Annotated in this window: 15 protein-coding genes; 8 read left to right on the forward strand and 7 right to left on the reverse strand. The window is 73.1% G+C overall.

Features of this window, described 5'->3' with window-relative positions; translation table 11 throughout:
• Window positions 1-344: 344 nt before the first annotated feature.
• Complete coding sequence (locus ACPXCB_RS15810) at window positions 345-3,137, reverse strand: immune inhibitor A domain-containing protein (RefSeq protein ID WP_425876078.1); 2,793 nt, start codon at window positions 3,135-3,137, stop codon at window positions 345-347.
• 267 nt (window positions 3,138-3,404) lie between these two features.
• The gene (acs, locus tag ACPXCB_RS15815) at window positions 3,405-5,369 is read right to left on the reverse strand and encodes an acetate--CoA ligase (RefSeq protein ID WP_425876080.1); all 1,965 of its coding nucleotides are present in this window, start codon (window positions 5,367-5,369) and stop codon (window positions 3,405-3,407) included.
• 246 nt (window positions 5,370-5,615) lie between these two features.
• On the opposite strand from acs, the gene ACPXCB_RS15820 reads away from it, so the two are divergent.
• On the forward strand, window positions 5,616-6,362 hold the full coding sequence (locus tag ACPXCB_RS15820; RefSeq protein ID WP_311413667.1) for an oxidoreductase: 747 nt from the start codon (window positions 5,616-5,618) through the stop codon (window positions 6,360-6,362).
• Window positions 6,363-6,476: 114 nt separating this feature from the next.
• Here ACPXCB_RS15820 and ACPXCB_RS15825 read toward each other — a convergent pair whose 3' ends face one another.
• The 3 genes from ACPXCB_RS15825 to ACPXCB_RS15835 all read right to left on the reverse strand — a co-directional run bounded on the left by ACPXCB_RS15825 (window position 6,477) and on the right by ACPXCB_RS15835 (window position 9,785).
• On the reverse strand, window positions 6,477-7,283 hold the full coding sequence (locus ACPXCB_RS15825) for an HAD family hydrolase (RefSeq protein ID WP_425876082.1): 807 nt from the start codon (window positions 7,281-7,283) through the stop codon (window positions 6,477-6,479).
• A gap of 849 nt (window positions 7,284-8,132) precedes the next feature.
• Window positions 8,133-8,663 carry a hypothetical protein gene (locus ACPXCB_RS15830; RefSeq protein ID WP_425876084.1) on the reverse strand — a complete coding sequence of 177 codons (531 nt, stop codon included), beginning with the start codon at window positions 8,661-8,663 and terminating at the stop codon, window positions 8,133-8,135.
• Window positions 8,664-9,404: 741 nt separating this feature from the next.
• Window positions 9,405-9,785, reverse strand: a complete 381-nt coding sequence (locus tag ACPXCB_RS15835) for a VOC family protein (RefSeq protein ID WP_425876086.1) — start codon at window positions 9,783-9,785, stop codon at window positions 9,405-9,407.
• 244 nt (window positions 9,786-10,029) lie between these two features.
• On the opposite strand from ACPXCB_RS15835, the gene ssd reads away from it, so the two are divergent.
• From ssd to ACPXCB_RS15870, 7 genes are all read left to right on the forward strand, one after another.
• Entirely contained in the window at window positions 10,030-11,133 is a 1,104-nt protein-coding gene (gene ssd / locus ACPXCB_RS15840) for a septum site-determining protein Ssd (protein WP_425876088.1), read from the forward strand.
• On the forward strand, window positions 11,130-12,341 hold the full coding sequence (locus tag ACPXCB_RS15845) for a TadA family conjugal transfer-associated ATPase (RefSeq protein ID WP_425876092.1): 1,212 nt from the start codon (window positions 11,130-11,132) through the stop codon (window positions 12,339-12,341). Before ssd ends, ACPXCB_RS15845 begins: the two co-directional genes overlap by 4 nt.
• Before the next feature lie 416 nt (window positions 12,342-12,757).
• On the forward strand, window positions 12,758-13,723 hold the full coding sequence (locus ACPXCB_RS15850) for a hypothetical protein (protein ID WP_425876185.1): 966 nt from the start codon (window positions 12,758-12,760) through the stop codon (window positions 13,721-13,723).
• Between the two features lie 56 nt (window positions 13,724-13,779).
• The gene (locus ACPXCB_RS15855; protein ID WP_425876187.1) at window positions 13,780-14,511 is read left to right on the forward strand and encodes a type II secretion system F family protein; all 732 of its coding nucleotides are present in this window, start codon (window positions 13,780-13,782) and stop codon (window positions 14,509-14,511) included.
• A 24-nt stretch (window positions 14,512-14,535) separates the two neighbouring features.
• On the forward strand, window positions 14,536-14,703 hold the full coding sequence (locus ACPXCB_RS15860; protein WP_076470820.1) for a DUF4244 domain-containing protein: 168 nt from the start codon (window positions 14,536-14,538) through the stop codon (window positions 14,701-14,703).
• Complete coding sequence (locus tag ACPXCB_RS15865) at window positions 14,700-15,128, forward strand: TadE family type IV pilus minor pilin (protein ID WP_425876094.1); 429 nt, start codon at window positions 14,700-14,702, stop codon at window positions 15,126-15,128. Before ACPXCB_RS15860 ends, ACPXCB_RS15865 begins: the two co-directional genes overlap by 4 nt.
• Before the next feature lie 92 nt (window positions 15,129-15,220).
• Window positions 15,221-15,604 carry an Rv3654c family TadE-like protein gene (locus ACPXCB_RS15870; protein ID WP_425876096.1) on the forward strand — a complete coding sequence of 128 codons (384 nt, stop codon included), beginning with the start codon at window positions 15,221-15,223 and terminating at the stop codon, window positions 15,602-15,604.
• 104 nt (window positions 15,605-15,708) lie between these two features.
• On the opposite strand, the gene ACPXCB_RS15875 is transcribed toward ACPXCB_RS15870, so the two are convergent.
• Window positions 15,709-16,287, reverse strand: a complete 579-nt coding sequence (locus ACPXCB_RS15875; protein ID WP_425876098.1) for a hypothetical protein — start codon at window positions 16,285-16,287, stop codon at window positions 15,709-15,711.
• A 308-nt stretch (window positions 16,288-16,595) separates the two neighbouring features.
• The gene (locus ACPXCB_RS15880) at window positions 16,596-16,802 is read right to left on the reverse strand and encodes a hypothetical protein (RefSeq protein ID WP_425876100.1); all 207 of its coding nucleotides are present in this window, start codon (window positions 16,800-16,802) and stop codon (window positions 16,596-16,598) included.
• Window positions 16,803-16,965 lie beyond the last annotated feature (163 nt).

The following is a 16,965-nucleotide window of genomic DNA, read 5'->3' on the forward strand; positions in this document are numbered from 1 at the left end:
GTGGGACCAATGGTGAACATAGACACTCGTGTGACCGGTGGGAAGATGCATGCGTCGATTTGTTGCAAAGTTTTGTTGGGAATGCTTTTCACCGTCACATCCTGGCCGTTCACCAACACGGTGAGCAGGGCGAACGGCCCCACCTGCGGACAAAGAGACGGTTTTCGATAAGCGTGATCGCGTAACGGAAAAGTGGGCGGCGGCGTGCCCGTCGGCCGTCCCACGGGTGGTCCGTCGGGCCTTTACGGCCGTCGGCGACGTGTACACGCGGCGGGGCCCGTCCGGGGAGCACGGGCGCTCTCCGGACGGGCCCCGCCCGTTTTTCCGCTCGGCCGACCCTCGGGTCAGTTCCTCGCGGGGGTGACGTACACCGTGGCGTACGAGTTGTCCCGGGCGGTGCGCTTGATGGTGATGGTCACGCCGTAGGACACGCCCTGGTCGCCGGGGTTCCCGGTGCCCAGCACGATGGCGCCGCCGCCCAGGGTGACCCCGTAGTAGGACGTCGCCGGCGTACCGTCCGGGTTGGTGACCCGGGTCGTGTACGGCGCGTTGCCCTTCGACGGGATGACCACGGAGGCGTCGTTGTCCCGCGCGTACGGCGAGCCGTCACGCATCTCGATGCCCGGGTACCAGGTCTTCGCGTCGGTGAAGCCCTTCACGGGCGCCTGCGGACCGAAGCTGGTGCAGTACTCGCTGTACGGCTCGTCCGCCGCCTCCAGGCACTCCTTGAAGGGGTACGTGGGCTTCAGCGAGAAGGCCGCGTTGGCGGACTGCGGGCGGCTGGGCAGGTTGTCCAGCACCGACGGGTCCTTCACGGCCGCCTCGCCCTTGCGGCGGTACGGGTCGAAGTGCGAGTCGACGATCAGCAGACCGCCCTTGGCGCCGTAGCTGGGCAGCGCGGTCATCTGCGCCGTGGTGTGGTTGACGTCGCCCCGCTCCGTGTCCCGGTACCAGACCAGCATGCCCGGGGCGTTGTAGGAGACCCGGTCGACCTTCCACGCGTCGCGCGAGTAGATCGTGTCGTAGGTGTACTTGAGGCCCTTGTCGAAGCCGTCGAAGTTGCGCCACTCGGCCAGGTAGTAGTGCGCCTGGGTCGAGGTGCCGGTGTCGATGTGCCAGCCCTGGCCGGTGGTGTCGACGAAGCTGCCGACGGTCGCCGTCCAGCCGTTGGCCCCGCCCTCGACGTCGTCGCTCCACGTGGTGGCGCCGCCGCCGGTCACCGAGAAGTCGTCGGCGAACCAGCCGCGCTCCGCGAACGCCTCGTCCGTGGCGTAGCGGAGCCGGACCTGCACGGTCTGCCCGGCGTACGCCGACAGGTCGACGTAGTCGTGCCGCCAGCCGTGCGTGTCACCGGTGAGGCCGTACTTCTTGTTGCCGAAGTCCACCATCCGGCCGTTCGGGTCGGCGTAGCCGTCGTTCGTGGTGACGAGGTTGCCGGCCGCGTCGTAGACCTTCTGCTCGGTCCAGGTGGCGCCGCCGTCGGTGGAGAGCTCGACGAAACCGAAGTCCCAGTCGGCCTCGATGACGAAGTTGTTCCACATCCAGAACTTCGCGTCGGCCGCCGCCGGCACGGCCACCTGACGGGTGATCCTGACGTCCGCCCAGTCCTGGTCGGCGCCCGAGTACCACATGTTCGCGCCGCTGTGCGGCGTCGCCAGCGTGATCACCTTGTCCGGCAGGTCGACCTTGATGCCGTCCTCGGTGCCACGCGGGGTCCGCGAGGTCTGGCCGAGCTGCACGGCACGCGGGTTCGAGCCGGGCGCGAGGGTCAGCGGGTCGGCCCAGCCGAGCACCCACTTGTCCCACAGGCCCATGTGCGTCGGCAGCGCCTGGAAGATCTCGCCCGAGTGTGAGCCCGAGGCCATCAGGTCCCAGAAGTCGACGTCGGAGTCGGCGTTGCCGGAGGTGTCGTAGAGGTCCGGCAGACCCAGGTCGTGGCCGAACTCGTGGGCGAAGACGCCGACACCGGCATCCTCCGGCTGCACGATGTAGTTCGAGACCTGGAGGTTGGTGCCGGGGATGGTGTAGCCGCCGGTCACCGTCGACGAGTGCGCCCAGACGGCGTACGTGCCCTCGGCGCCGCCGCCGCGGGACTTGCCCTGCCCGGCGTGCACCAGCACCAGGTGGTCGATCACGCCGTCCGGCTCGAAGAGGTTGCCGTCGCCGTCGCGGTCGCCCTGGTCCTCGATGTCGTAGTCGGCCCACGGGAAGTTCGGGTCCGCCTGCGCGAGGGCGCCGATCGCGTCGGTGGCGAGCCGGCCCGCGCCCTGCGGGTTGTCCGGGTGGCCGTTCATCGACTGTTGGCGGCCGGGGACCCAGTTGCCGTTCTCGTCCTGGAAGCAGCGCGAGGCCGCGTACCAGCCCTCGGAGTGCGGAACGGTGATCCACGGGCTGGCCTGCCCGTCGACCGTGTACGCGCCCTTGGACATCTCCAGGTACATGTTGTGCATCGTGCGGCCGGTCAGGTCGACGCCCCGCTTGCCGTCGGGGCCCTTCAGGTCCTTGCGGACCCGCTCGGTGATGCCCTTCTTCGAATAGAGCATCTTGTCGTAGTGGGTGGGCGAGAAGTCCGGCACCCACATCGAGTTGTTGTCCTCGTGGGGCAGGTTCGCCGGGTTCGGGATCTTGTTGTGCCTGGGCCCGTTCTGCACGGTGCCGGGGACGCAGGTCCGGTCCTCGAAGACCGTCCTGGGGACCATGACGCCGGTGAAGTCGTCGTTGGCCTGGTCGTTGAACTCCACCAGCAGGGTCAGCAGCTTGGCGGTCTGGGTGCTCGGGGCCTTCTTGATCTGCCGCGGGCTCTTGCCCGTCATGATCGACTTGGCCTCGTGCTTCGCGAGCTGCCCGGCGGCGACCGGGTTGCCGCGGGCGTACTTGCGGTCGAAGGCGCGCGCCTCTTCGACCGCCGGGGCGTAGACGCCGCCCTTGCCCTTGACCTCGCGGCCGCTGCTGTCCGGCTGGACGGCGGGCTCGGCGTAGTTGATGTAGTGCTCGTCCGCCCCGATCGTGGCTCGGGCGGGGCCGGGCTCCGCCGCCGCCGCGCCGCCGATCACGGTCAGTGACGAGGCGGCGAGGGCGATGGCGGGCAGCGCGACGAGCAGGCGTCGACGCGACCCGGATTGCGGGTTTCTGTTCATGCCGCTCCGTTTCTCGGGCATGGGGAGGAGGGAGTCGGTCGGCCCCCATCGATGTGACGTCCATCGAACCGACACCGACGAGCGTGAACCTAGAACAGAAAACAGGGGAACGACAGGGGTCGACGTCTCCCTGTGACCGTTCAGCTTCACCCGGCTCACCCGACCGACCGATGTGACAGCGCGCATCCGGTCGGTCGCACACCCGTAAGAAACGACGATGGGTGACGGTCCGCGTGGGACCGCCACCCATCGGGGCGTACGCCTGCGTCAGTCCTCGTCGGACTTGCCGCCGCCCATGCCGGACGAGATCAGGTCCATCACGGACGAGTCCTGGAGCGTGGTGACGTCGCCGAGCGAGCGGTTCTCCGCCACGTCGCGCAGCAGCCGGCGCATGATCTTGCCCGAGCGGGTCTTCGGCAGCTCCGGCACCAGCATGATCTGCCGGGGCTTGGCGATCGGGCCGAGCGTCTTCGCCACGTGGTTGCGCAGCTCGGCGATCAGCTTCTCGCCGGCGTCGCCAGCGATGTCCGTGGTGCCGCGCGGGATGGCGAACGCGACGATGGCCTGCCCGGTGGTCGGGTCGGTCGCGCCGACCACCGCCGCCTCGGCCACCGACGGGTGGGAGACCAGCGCCGACTCCACCTCGGTGGTGGAGATGTTGTGCCCGGACACCAGCATCACGTCGTCGACGCGGCCCAGCAGCCAGATGTGCCCGTCGTCGTCCTTCTTCGCCCCGTCCCCGGCGAAGTACATGCCCTCGAACCGCGACCAGTACGTCTCGATGAACCGGTCGTCGTCGCCCCAGATGGTGCGCAGCATCGACGGCCACGGCTCGCGCAGCACCAGGTAGCCGCCGCCGCCGTTCGGCACCGACTGGCCCTGGTCGTCGACCACGTCGGCGACGATCCCGGGCAGCGGCGCCATCGCGGAGCCGGGCTTGGTCGCCGTCACGCCCGGCAGCGGCGAGATCATGATCGCCCCGGTCTCGGTCTGCCACCAGGTGTCCACGATGGGCAGCTGACCCCCGCCGACGTGCTGCCGGTACCACATCCACGCCTCGGGGTTGATCGGCTCACCCACGCTGCCCAGCAGCCGCAGCGAGGACAGGTCGTAACCGGCCGGGATGTCCTCGCCCCACTTCATCATCGTGCGGATGAGCGTCGGGGCGGTGTAGAGGATGCTGACCTTGTACTTGTCGACGATCTCCCAGAACCGGCCCTTGTGCGGGGTGTCCGGGGTGCCCTCGTACATGACCTGGGTGGCGCCGTTGGAGAGCGGGCCGTAGACGATGTAGGAGTGCCCCGTCACCCAGCCGATGTCGGCGGTGCACCAGTAGACGTCGGTCTCCGGCTTCAGGTCGAAGACCGCGTGCTGCGTGTACGACGTCTGGGTCAGGTAGCCGCCGGTGGTGTGCAGGATGCCCTTCGGGCGGGCCGTGGTGCCGCTGGTGTAGAGGATGAACAGCGGGTGCTCGGCGTCGAACGGCTGCGCGGCGTGCTCCGCCGGGGCGGTCTCCACCGTCTCGTGCCACCAGCGGTCCTTGCCCGACCAGGCCACCTCCTCGCCGGTGCGGCGCACCACCAGCACGTGCTCGACCGACGGGCACTTCGCCACCGCCTCGTCCACGGTCGGCTTCAGCGCCGACGGCTTGCCCCGGCGGTAGCCGCCGTCGGCGGTGATCACCACCTTCGCGCTGGCGTCCTGGATCCGGTTGGTCAACGCGTCGGCCGAGAAGCCGCCGAAGACCACGCTGTGCGTGGCGCCGATCCGCGCGCAGGCCAGCATCGCGACCGCCGCCTCCGGCACCATCGGCAGGTAGATCGCCACCCGGTCGCCGGCGGTGACGCCCAGGTCGGTGAGCGCGTTCGCCGCCTGACAGGTCAACCGGTGCAGGTCGGCGTACGTGATGGTCCGGGTGTCGCCCGGCTCGCCCTCCCAGTGGATGGCGACCCTGTCGCCCAGTCCCGCCTCGACGTGCCGGTCCAGGCAGTTGTACGCCACGTTGAGCTGCCCGCCGACGAACCACTTCGCGAACGGCGGCTTCGACCAGTCGAGCACCTGGTCCCACTGCTTCGCCCAGGTCAGCCGCCCGGCCTGCCGCTCCCAGAAGGCCAACCGGTCGGCGTCCGCGTCCGCGTACACGTCGGCGGTGACGTTGGCGTTCGCGGCGAGTTCGGCTGGCGGCGGGAACTGGCGCGTCTCGTTCAGCAGATTGGCCAATGCCTCGCTCATGCCGTACTCCCTCGTCGCTCGGGTGACCTGCGTCTCTCTAGGGCACGAGGTTAGTCGGGGCGGCCGGCACGGGCGACCGCCGGTCCGGCCGACACGCGCCGAGCGGCCCCCATCGCGCGCCGGACGGCGACGCGGGCCGCCGCCATTTGCCCGGGCAGCTCGCCGGCCGGACGCTCACGGGGTGGCACCGGTCGCTTCCGGGCGGCTCGTCGGCGGGTCGCGCCGGGCAGTCGATAACGTGACGGGGTGACCGCTGACCCGCTCGCCCCGCTGCTCGCGCTCGCCGACGTCGCCCCCGCCGTGGAGCGGGCCCGCGAGCGGTTCGACCAGGCCCTGGGGCACCGTGCGCTGCGCCGGCACGGCGGCCAGGTCGCGGCCGAGGTCAGCCTCCGGTCCGCGGTGGCCAGCGCCGCCCTGGAGGGGTACGCCCGCGAGCGCGAGGCGGTCCGCGCCGGGACGGTGACCGAGCCGGTGGTGCAGGGCGCGCTTCGGGTCGCCGGGGCGCTACCCGGGCTGTCCGAGCTCTGGCCGAAGGCGCCCCGGCAGGCGCTGGCCAGGCTGCACGTGCTCGCCGCCCGCGACGTCGTCGGCGAGGCCGAGCTGGGCCGCCCGGTGGCCGACCCGGTCGTCGCGGCCCGGCTGGACGGGCTGGCGGGGCTCGTCGCCGGCGGCACGAAGGTCTCGCCGCTGGTGCTGGCCGCCGTCGTGCACGGCGAGCTGCTGAACCTGCGCCCCTTCGCCGGGCCGTCCGGCGTGGTGGCCCGGGGCGCCGCCCGCCTGGTGCTGCTGTCCAGCGGGCTGGACCCGCGCGGCCTGCTCGCCGTGGACGTCGGTCACCACGAGCGCGAACCGGAGTACGTCGGCTCGGCCGGCGCCTTCGCCACCGGCACCCCGGACGGGCTGCGCTCCTGGCTGCGCCACTACATGGCGGCGGTGGAGGTGGGCGCCGACCAGCTCACCACCATCGGCGACGAGGTCCTCGCGGCGGCCTGAGCCGGCCCGTCCACGCCTTGACCGCGGTCGCCTGTCGGGGCGGGTGCCGGCCTCGCGGCTCAGGCGGACGGGCTCAGGTGGTCGTGCTCGGTGGCCGGGCCGGAAGGGCGCGGCTCAGGCGGGTGCGGGGGCGGCGCGGGTGCGGCGGTGCCGGCCGTACCAGGCGATGCCGATGGCCACGCCGACGCCAACGCCCAGCGCCGCGGCGGCGACCGGAACGGCCGGGCGCTCGCGTAGCCGCCGCCCCAGCGGGATCGGGTGCCGGAACTCCAGCACCGGCCAGGAGTTCTCGACCGCGAGTCTGCGCAGCTGCCGGTCCGGATTGACCACCGAGGGATGGCCGACGCACTCCAGCAGCGGCCGATCGCTGTACGAGTCGGAGTAGGCGTACGAGTCGGCCAGGTCGTAGCCGCGCTCGGCGGCCAGCTCACCGACCGCGTCGACCTTGCTCGAGCCGGCCGCGTAGAACTCGACCTCGCCGCTGTAGCGGCCGTCGACCACGCCCATCCGGGTGGCGATCACGTCGGTGATCCCGAGCAGCACGCCGATCGGGCGAACCATCTCCTCGCCGGAGGCGGAGACCAGGACGACGTCCCGGCCGGCGGCCTGGTGCTGCTCGATCAGGGCGGCGGCCTCGGCGTACACGTAAGGGTTGATCAGCTCGTGCAGCGTCTCCGCGACGATCTGGCGGACCTGTTCCACCTGCCAGCCCTTGCAGAGCGCGGCGAGGTAGTCCCTGGTCCTGGCCATGGTCTGCGCGTCGGTGCCGCCCAGCCGGAACATCAGCTGCGCGTACGCCGACTTGACCACGTCACGCCGGGTGATCAGGCCGTCCCGGTAGAACGGCCGACCGAACGCCAGGGCGCTCGACTTGGCGATGACGGTCTTGTCCAGATCGAAGAAAGCGGCACTTCGGCCCACGGCGCGAAAGTCTAGCCGGATGGTCTATGGTCGGCGGGTGCCCGGGGCCCGGCGACCCCTCGGACCTGCGGGCCGGCCCTCCGCCACCCTCGCTCATCGTGATGATGGTCACACTCTGCGAACATTATTTCGCACGGAGTGGAGGAGACACCACTCGACGTATACAGGTCCGCTCAGGCAGACTTGCTGATGCGACGAGTGTTCACATCTCGTACGACATGCAGACCCTCGGCGGTTGCACCCCCCGTGACCGCTGAGTGGGTTCGGCTCGACCCCCCCGGAGCCGAACCTTCGACGACCCCCGTCTCCCCCCGACGGGGGTCGTCCCTTTCCGGCGGGAGCGCTTCTGCGCAGGTCACAGATCGTCTCCATCCCCGTGGAGGCCGCTGTCCGAGGGCAAATTCCGACCAGAGGCAGCAGGGAGGCGGCAGAGCTGTCGAAGGCCGTCAGGACCCGGGCGGCGTAGTCGTCCGGGGCTGTGCGTATAACGATTCAGCGTCGTCGACGCCTGCTCGTGGCCCATGACCCGCTGCACCAGGTCGAGCGGGACGCCGTCGGTGACCAGCCAGTGGCGTAGGCGTGCCGCAGGTCGTGGAACCGCATCCCGCCGGAAGCCCTTCGTTGCCACGCAGGCGACCGCTTCCCGCTCGGCGGTGAGCTCGGCGGACCACTCGACGCCCTCCCGGTCCGGCCAGGCGGCGCGGTACCGATGCGGGCCGGTGTTGAGGAGCTGGCCGAGCAGCCCGGCACACACCAGCGAGGGCAACCAGACCCGGCGGCGGAAGTTCGACCGGCGCAGTGGGCGCGCCCGACCCGGTCGCGAGCGAGCAGGGCCGCACAAGCCCGCGGTCAGGACGCAGGCATGAGGCCGAGGGCAGCCAGCAGCAACATCGGGACGGCCAGCAGGACCACGCCCAGCATCACCGGCGCGCCGAGGACGCCGAGGATGGCGACCCCTTTCCGAAGCCTGTTGCGCCGTGAGTAGGAGATCGCCAGGACACCGTAACCAGCTGCGATCAACAGGAAGAACAGCACGTAAGCGACTCCGGCCAGGTCGATCTGGTCGGCGCTGCCAGCCAGGCCCGAGGCCATGCCGACCGCCTGCACCACGCTGCCGAGGGCGTACACGCCGAGCAACGCAAATGCTCCCCACAGCAACACGCCCAGATGCGCCGGAGAAAGAACCCTCGGGCGTTTGGCGACCGATAACAGTGCCACTGCCGCGCCGATCACCTTCAGCCCGGTGACGAGCCAGTTCATCACGGCGATCGCCGATGCGTACTCGGCATAGGGGCCGTCGGCGAAATGGGCGGTCACCTCGAAGAAGACGTTGACGGCCGCGAACCCGATGCAGCACAGGGCCACCAGCTGACCGGTCACGGTTACAGCGACGCCGGGGCGCGCAGGGGGCTGGGGGCGATCGGTCGGGAGCGCAGTGGAGTCCATGCCCCCAGTAGACGCAAATCCGGCAACGGAGTCCTCCCCATCACGGGGGAGTTTGGCGGAGCGGCACGGCCTGGTCATCTACGACCCTCAGGGTGAGGATCAGGACCTTGCGGTTGTCAGGACCCCCGTCGCCCGCCGCGAACCGCCGCCGAGCAGCGCATCCGCCGTGGTCATGATGTTGCTGACGGCTGCCGCTGGCGGCCTGTGGTGGAGTCGCCGAGATGCCGCGATAGATCCGAACGCTCAGCAGGCCGACAAGATTGGATGTCCGATCTTCGGGGCGGACGCGGACCGCAGCTCGTTCTGTGGCGACCACGCGCAAGACGGAAGCCGTCGAGCCCTCATCTCCGACGAACAACGCCAGCAGGCCGAGGACGTGGCCAGATCCGTGCGTACCGCCGCTTCTCATGCCGGCTGGTGCACCTCGTCCAATGACCTCACATGCGCGCGACGACCACCGTCCCATCCGCCAACCGAACAGGACGTCGAGGCGGCGCGGCTCTGGCTGGGGCGAACCGGGGCGTCAGCCGTTGACGCACGACTGGCCCGGGAAGCGGACGCCATCTCGAGTCGCAACGCGTGCGAACGGTAGGACAGGGCACACCGTCTTGTAGGCGAGCGGTCAGGCAGCGAGGCAGCAAGGGCCGGGGGCTCTCCGCGTGCCGGCACAGGGTGTCACGGCCAGGTCCGGGCCCCGGCGTCGAAGACCTCCGGCCGGCTCTCCACCGGCAGCACGCAGACCAGATGCCCACCGGGTACGCGCAGGACCTGGCACTCCTGCCACTGCGCGACCCGCGTGGCACCGAGGGCGACCAGGCGAGCCGTCTCGGCCTCGACGTCGTCGGTCTCGAAGTCGAGGTGGAATCGGGGCTCGTCGTCGACCTCCTGCACGGCGGTGACCAGTCCGGGCAGGGCGTCGTGCAGGCCGATGAACTGCGGATACGACGGGTCGGACTCGGTTGGGGCACCCAGGGCTCCCGACCAGAAGGCCACCGCCCGGGCCGCCTCCGCACGAGGGGTGTCGATCAGGATGGCGTACACGCGACTGCGATGCATGCAGCGCAGGCTATCGATTCGTACGGTCCGTTGGGTGCCCGTGCCGCCCTGGCGATAGGCGGGGTGTTTCGGGAGCTGGGAGGCGCTGCGATCCGCCCGGGTCCATAGCAGATCGACTCGTCCGGCGGGCGTTGTCCACAGGGCACGCGGTTGTCCACAGGCTGTGGGGACGGGGCGGCGTTCGGGGTGGCGTCGGAGCAGGGTCTCGGGTCAGGAACCCCGAGCCCGACCGCTGGAGGCCGCGATGCCACCCCGTACCTCCGTCCCGCCGCACCGGCCCCGGCCGCTGCTCGTCACCTCGGACGGCGACCTGCTCGACGACCTGCTGCGGCTCGCCGCGGCGGGCGGAGTCGAGGTGGAACTCGCCGCCGACCCCGCCGCGGCCCGCACCCGCTGGCTGCCGGCCCCGCTCGTGCTGGTCGGCGCCGACCAGGCCCAGCCCTGCCTGCGGGCGCGGCTGCCGCAGCGGCCCCGGATGGTGCTGGTCGGGCGGTCCGGGGAGCTCGATCCCGGCTGGCAGGTCGCCGAGCTGATCGGCGCGGAGCACGTGGCGACGCTGCCCGCCGCCGAGCCCTGGCTGGTCGACCGGTTCGCCGAGTGCGGGCCGGAGGGCGTCGAGCGTGGCGGCGCCCGGATCGTCGCGGTCCTGGGCGGGCGGGGCGGTGCCGGGGCGAGCATCCTGGCGGGCGGGCTCGCCGTCACCGGTGCCCGGGCCCGGCTGCGCACCCTGCTCGTCGACGCCGACCCGCTCGGCGGCGGGCTCGATCTGGTGCTCGGCTGGGAGCAGTTGAAAGGGCTGCGCTGGCCGGCGCTGACCGGCGCCGACGGCCGGGTGGACGCCCCGGCGCTGGTACGGGCCCTGCCGAGCCGGGGCGACCTGGTGGTGCTCTCCTGGGACCGCGGCGACCTGCTCGCCCTCCCCGCCCAGGCGATGGCGGCGACCGTCGACGCCGCCCGGCGGGGCAGGGACCTCGTGGTGGTCGATCTGCCCCGGCAACTGGACGACGCGGCCGTGACCGCGCTGCAGGCGGCGGACCAGGTACACGTGGTGGTCCCGGCCGAGCTGCGGGCCACCGCCGCGGCGGCCCGGGTGGTGGCCGCCGCCGCCCCGCACTGCGCCGCGTTGTCGGTGATCGTGCGCGGTCCGGCACCGGGCCGCCTGGGAGCGGCGGAGGTGGCCCGGGCGCTCGGGCTGCCGCTGGCCGGCACGCTGCGCCCGGAACCGGCGCTGGCTCGCGGGTTGGAGCGCGGCGAGGCGCCGGCCGCGCACGGCCGAGGCCCGCTGGCGGCGCTCTGCCAGCGGATCGTCGCCGAACTGACGGGCGCGCCGGCGGCGGGTGCGGCATGACCGGGCCGTCCGAGGGCGACACCCTCGCCGCCCGGGTGCGACAGCGCATGGCCGCCGCGGCGACGCCGGTCACCGCCGCCGCGATCGTGTCCGCCGTACGGGCGGAGCCCACCGCCGCCGTCCTCGGCGACACCGCCGTGCTGCGGATGGCCGACCAGGTGCACGACGACCTGGTGGGAGCCGGTCCGCTCGCCCCGTTGCTGGCCGATCCGGAGGTCACCGACGTACTCGTCAACGGCGTCCGGGTCTGGGTCGACCGGGGGCGGGGCCTGCACCAGGTCGCGGTGCCGATCGGCACGGTGGACGACGTACGCCGGCTCGCGCAGCGGCTCGCCGCCAGCGCCGGTCGGCGGCTCGACGACGGCTCCCCGTACGCGGACGCCCGGCTTCCCGACGGCACCCGGCTGCACGCCGTGCTGCCCCCGGTGGCGACCGACGGGCCCTACCTGTCCCTGCGGACCTTCCGGCAGCGGCCCTTCACCCTCGACGAGCTGGTGAGCCGGGGGACGATTCCCCGACCGGTGGCGCCGGTGCTCTCCGCCGTGGTGGCGGCCCGGCTGGCGTACCTGGTGACCGGTGGCACCGGCTCCGGCAAGACGACGCTGCTCAACACGCTGCTCGGACTGGTCCCCGCCACCGAACGGATCGTGCTGGTGGAGGACGCGGCCGAGCTGCATCCCCGGCACCCGCACGTCGTCGGGTTGCAGGCGAGGACGGCCAACGTGGAGGGCTCCGGCGCGGTCGGGCTGACCGACCTCGTGCGGCAGGCCCTGCGGATGCGGCCCGACCGACTGGTGGTCGGCGAGTGCCGGGGCGGGGAGGTGGTCGACCTGCTGGCCGCCCTGAACACCGGCCACGACGGCGGAGCCGGCACCCTGCACGCCAACGCCCCGTCGGACGTGCCGGCGCGGCTGGAGGCCCTCGGGATGCTCGGCGGGTTGCCCCGTGCCGCGCTCCATGCCCAGGTGGCCGCCGCACTCCAGGTACTGCTCCAGGTGCGCCGGAGCACCGAGGGGCGCGTACTGGAATCGGTCTGCCTGCTCCTGCCGGAGGGCCCGGACCGGCTGGTCACGGCAGTTCCCGCCTGGGTACGCGGGCGAGGGCCGGACCGCGCCGCCCGGGCGCTCGCCGACATGTTGCGGGAGCGGGCCGTACCGGTTCCGCCGGTCCTGACCGAGCCGTGGCCCGGATCGGCGGGCCCGAAGTGACCGCCCCGTACGCGCTGGTGGCGCTGCTCTCGGTCCTGGTGACGGCGGTGCTGGTGGCGGGTGTGGTGCGTGGTGGCCGGACCCGGCGGGGCGTGCTGGCCGCCGGCGTCGGTGGGAGTGCGCGTGCCGGCGGGGAGGACCCGCTCGTCGCCTGGATCACCGAGCTGCGCCAGACACCCGGTTGGGGCGTGGACGGTACGGCGGCGCGCACCGGCGAGGGCATTCCTCGCCCGCAGGCCGTCGGTCGTCGCGATCCGCGCGACGAGTCCCCGGTTCGCCTCCGGCAGTCGCCGGCAGGCCCGGCCAGCGGCCCTCCCGGCAGTGGGTGCGAGCCGGAGGCCTCGGCCACCGACCTTCACCTGCGCCTTGACCCGACCGCCGAGACGTTCGGCGGGGATCGGTGGGCGTCGCGGGACGTGGCCGACCGGTCGCCCTGGCCCTGGCCGGCCGAAGACGACCGTGGCGCTGGGCGAGGAGGGGATGGCGATCCTCGGCTGACGCGACCTGCGGGCCCGACCCGACCCGTGCGCCACCTCGACCACCGGGACACGCCGCGCGGTGGCGGAGACCCCGGTCGGGTCCGGCCGCCGGGTCGGCGGGACGCCCGGCGCCCCGGCGGCACGCCCGCCCCGGCGGCTACCCCGCCGCGCCGGCCCGGTGCGGTGACCGATCCGCCCGGCGAGGGCCGGCGACCGAGGTGGCTCCGGCCGGACGCGCTGGCGGCGTCCCCCAGGCGCACCCTGCTGCTCGCCGCGTCGGCCGGCACCGGAGCCGGGCTGCTGCTGGCCGGTCCGGTCGCGGCGGTGGCCGTCGGCGCCTACGGCACGCTGGCCGCTCGCGCGTTGCTCCGACGCAAGGACGGCCGGTACGCCGTCCGGGCCCGGCGGCACCGGCTGGACCAGCTCTGCGGGCTGGCTGCGGACCTCCGGGCCGGCCTGCCGGTACCGGTCGCCGCCGAGCGGCTCACCCCCGGCCCGGCAGGGACCGATCGCGGATCCCCGGGCGGCGACGCGGGGGCCCACGACGAGCGGGGCGGGGCACAGCGCCTGGATCGACTGGCCCGCGCGGCCGTACGCCTCGCCGACCAGACGGGCGCGCCGCTGGCGGAGTTGCTGGAGCGGATCGAGGCGGACGCCCGCTCGACCGACCGTGGACTGGCTGCGGCGGAGGCCCAGGCGGCCGGGGCACGGGCCACCGCTCTGCTGCTCGCCGCCCTGCCGCTCGGCGGTATCGGGCTCGGCTACGGCATCGGCGTCGATCCGGTGGCGGTGCTGCTGCACACCCCCGTCGGTGGTGCGTGCGCGGTCGTCGCCATCGCGCTCCAGGTCGCGGGACTGTTCTGGGCAGAGCGGCTCGGCGCGTCACCGGGCCGGGTGAGCTGATGCCCCGGATGGCGCTGGCAGTGGGCTTCGTGGCGGCGGCGGTCCTGCTCGCCGCGATGCTCGCGGCGGGGCGGCGGCCCCTGCGCCGGCTGCGCGCGCTGCGCCGGGCGCCGGTCGGCGTGCACCCGGCCGCCTCGCTCCGCCGACCGGTCGGTCCCGACGACGACCCGACCGGTGACGTCCCGCCTCGGCGACGGCCGGACGCCATCCGCGTCGCCGCCGGTCTGGCCGGCGTGGCCGTGGCCGTCATCGTCGGCGGCTGGCCCGGGGTGGTGGCGGCCCTGCCGACGACGCTGCTGCTCGACCGGCTGCTTCGTCGGATCGAGCCGCCGGCCGTACGGAACCGGCGGCTGCGCGAGGCGGCCGATCTTCCGCTCGCCGCCGACCTGCTGGCGGCGGCCATGCGGGCGGGAGCGCCCGTGGACAGGTCGATCCTGGCCGTGGCCGGGGCGCTCGACGGGCCGCTCGCCGACCGGCTCGCCCGGGTCGGCCGGTTGCTGCGACTCGGCGGTGGCCCCGAGGAGGCGTGGGCTCCGCTCGCGGCGGTGCCGGGGGCCGAGCGGCTGACCGCCGCCGTGCTTCGCAGCGCGAACAGCGGAGCCGCGCTGGCCGGCGCGCTGACCCGACTCGCCGACGACCTCCGCGCCGACCGCTCCATGGCCGCGGAGGCGGCCGCCCGCCGCGCCGGCGTGCTCATCGTCCTGCCGCTGGGGCTCTGCTTCCTGCCGGCCTTCATTCTCGCCGGCCTGGTGCCGGTGATCGTCGCCGTCCTCGGTGACGTGCTCTGACCATCGTCAAGAAAGGACAGGAACATGCGCAAACTGCTCGCCCGCCTGCGCGGGGACGCCGGAATGAACACCGCCGAGTACGCCGTCGGCACCCTGGCCGCGGTCGCCTTCGCCGGGATCCTGCTGAAGGTGCTGACCTCCGGCAACGTGCAGTCCGCGTTGACCGCCGTCATCGACCGGGCGCTCAAGTGACCGGGCGCCGGTCGGCCGGCCGTGACCGGGGTTCCTTCACCGCCGAACTGGCGGCCGGCCTGCCGGCGCTCCTGCTGCTCCTGCTCGCCGGGCTGTCGGCGGTCAACGCCGTCGGCACGAGGGCGGGTTGCCTGCACGCGGCCCGGGAGGCGGCACTCGCTGCCTCCCGGGGCGCTGACGGGGCGACCGCTGCCAGCCGGGCGGCACCGCCGGGAGCGGAGGTGACCGTCACCGTCGACGGTCAGCGGGTCGTCGCCACCGTCCGGGCGCCCGTACGCGCGCTCGGCTCCCGGCTGCCCCGGATCTCTGTGACTGCGACGGCGGTCGCGGCGATGGAACCCGGTGTCGTGGGGACGGACGCCGTGGGGCCCGGTGTCACGGAGCCCGCGCCTCCGGGCGTCGAGCCGGCGGAGGACGGACCGTGACGGGACGGATCGGAGGCCGCGACCGGCGGAACCCTGACCGGCAGGGCGATGGGAACGGCTGGCCCGCGACCCCTACCGGGGTGGAAGTCCGTATGAGCGTGGCGGGAGTGCGGGGAAGTGCGGCGGGGCGGACGGGGGAGCGTGGTGGGGCCACCGTCTGCCTGCTCGCCGTGGGGCTGGCTTTCGTCATGGTCGGGTTGTTCGGTGCCGCCGTCGGCGCGGCCCGGACGGCCCGGCAGCAGGCCCGGGTGGCGGCGGACTTCGGCGCGCTGGCCGGTGCCGGCGAGGCCCTCCTGGGCGAGCCGGCGGCCTGCGGCCGGGCTGCTGAGATCACCGTTGCCAACGGTGGCCGGCTGCTCGCCTGTCGACTCGACGGCCTCGACGTCCTGGTGACCGCCGAGGTGGCCGTCACCCCGCTGCCCGGCCTGGCGCGGGTCGCGGCGGCCAGCGCCCGCGCCGGCCCGGTCCGTGGCTGAGCGGCAGGCGGCACCGTGCCGGAGGAACTGCGGGAGACGTGACGCACTCGCGTCGGACGCGACCGGGCCGGGGCGACGGAAGTCGGCACCCCGACCCGGGTGGATCAGCGGCCCTGGAGGGCGTCGAGGGCGACGGCCATCGCGATCACGAGACGGCGGTCGACCTGCGGGTTGTGGATCTGGACGACGTACCGGTCGCGCAGGCCCCACTGCTTGATGACGGAGAAGACCGGCTGACCGCCGGCGACGAAGTCGAAGTGGTAGGGCAGCCAGGACAGCGAGTCGACGAACCGGCGCAGCAGCGCCACCGGCATGCTGCGCTCCTGGCCGGTGACCTGCGGCAGACCGGCCTGCTCGACGTGCCAGGTGGACCGCAGCAGGGACTGGGCGAAGTCCTTGCGGAACAGGCCGATCGGGTTGCCGGCGTGGTCGGTCACGTCGTACGTGGCGCCGAGGTCGAGACGCTGGCGGGCCTTGAACCCGAGCAGGGGCTGCTGCTTCGAGTCGTCGGTGTAGATCGTCACCTGCTCCTTGAAGGCGAGCCGCTTCTGCTGGGCGAACGCCAGCAGGCCACCTTCGGAGCCGTCCGGTGCCACGGCGTGGACCTCGTACTGGTTCACCATCAACCGGAGCCGTTGCCGGATGTGGAACTGCTGCTGGGCCTGCAGGTTCTCGAGTTGCATGGGTTCTCCTTCGAGGGGTCGCCGGAGTGTCGCACAGCTTCACCCGTGCCGCCGCCGACAGGTCACGCGTCCCTTCCCGCAGGCTACGCGGCCCGTCCTGCCAGCACGCGGCGGTTTCTGCCGGCCCCCGCTACCCCGCCCGGACCCTGCCGCGCTGCCCGACCCGTACCGTGCCGGCCCGGCGGTGCCGTCCGACGGGCAACCCCGTCACGACCGCAGCCCCGCCACGACCGCAGCCCCGCCACGACACCGCAGCCATGCCACGGCCGGAACATCGCCTCGGCCGTGCTGTGCGGTGCGGAGCCGGTTCACCGGCCTCCGTCGGCGGTGGCCTTGAGCGCCCACGCGTTCAGGACCTGGTGGATGCTGCGCAGCCGCTCGTTGATCTGCTCCAGGCGCTCGGCCTGTGCCAGGCTGGCGAGCGCGGTGCCCAGGGCGATCTGCTGATCGGGAGTGAGTTTCTCCTGGTCGATCGCGTAGAGCAGGTCGACGGTCTCGGCGATGGTGTCGGCCACGACTCCTCCTTCGACGGGAAGCACGGCAAGGTCCGCGAGCAGCGATGGAAGCGCTCCCACATCTTCGTTTGCCCCGAGCGAAGGGTTTCTATGCCTGCCTTCCGCCACCCGGGACGGAGGCGGCCCCCGAGCCGGTCTCCACCACCCGGGGCGGGGCGCCGCC

Origin of the sequence: Micromonospora sp. DT62 (genome assembly GCF_049847285.1) — a bacterium.
Lineage (GTDB): Bacteria > Actinomycetota > Actinomycetes > Mycobacteriales > Micromonosporaceae > Micromonospora > Micromonospora reichwaldensis.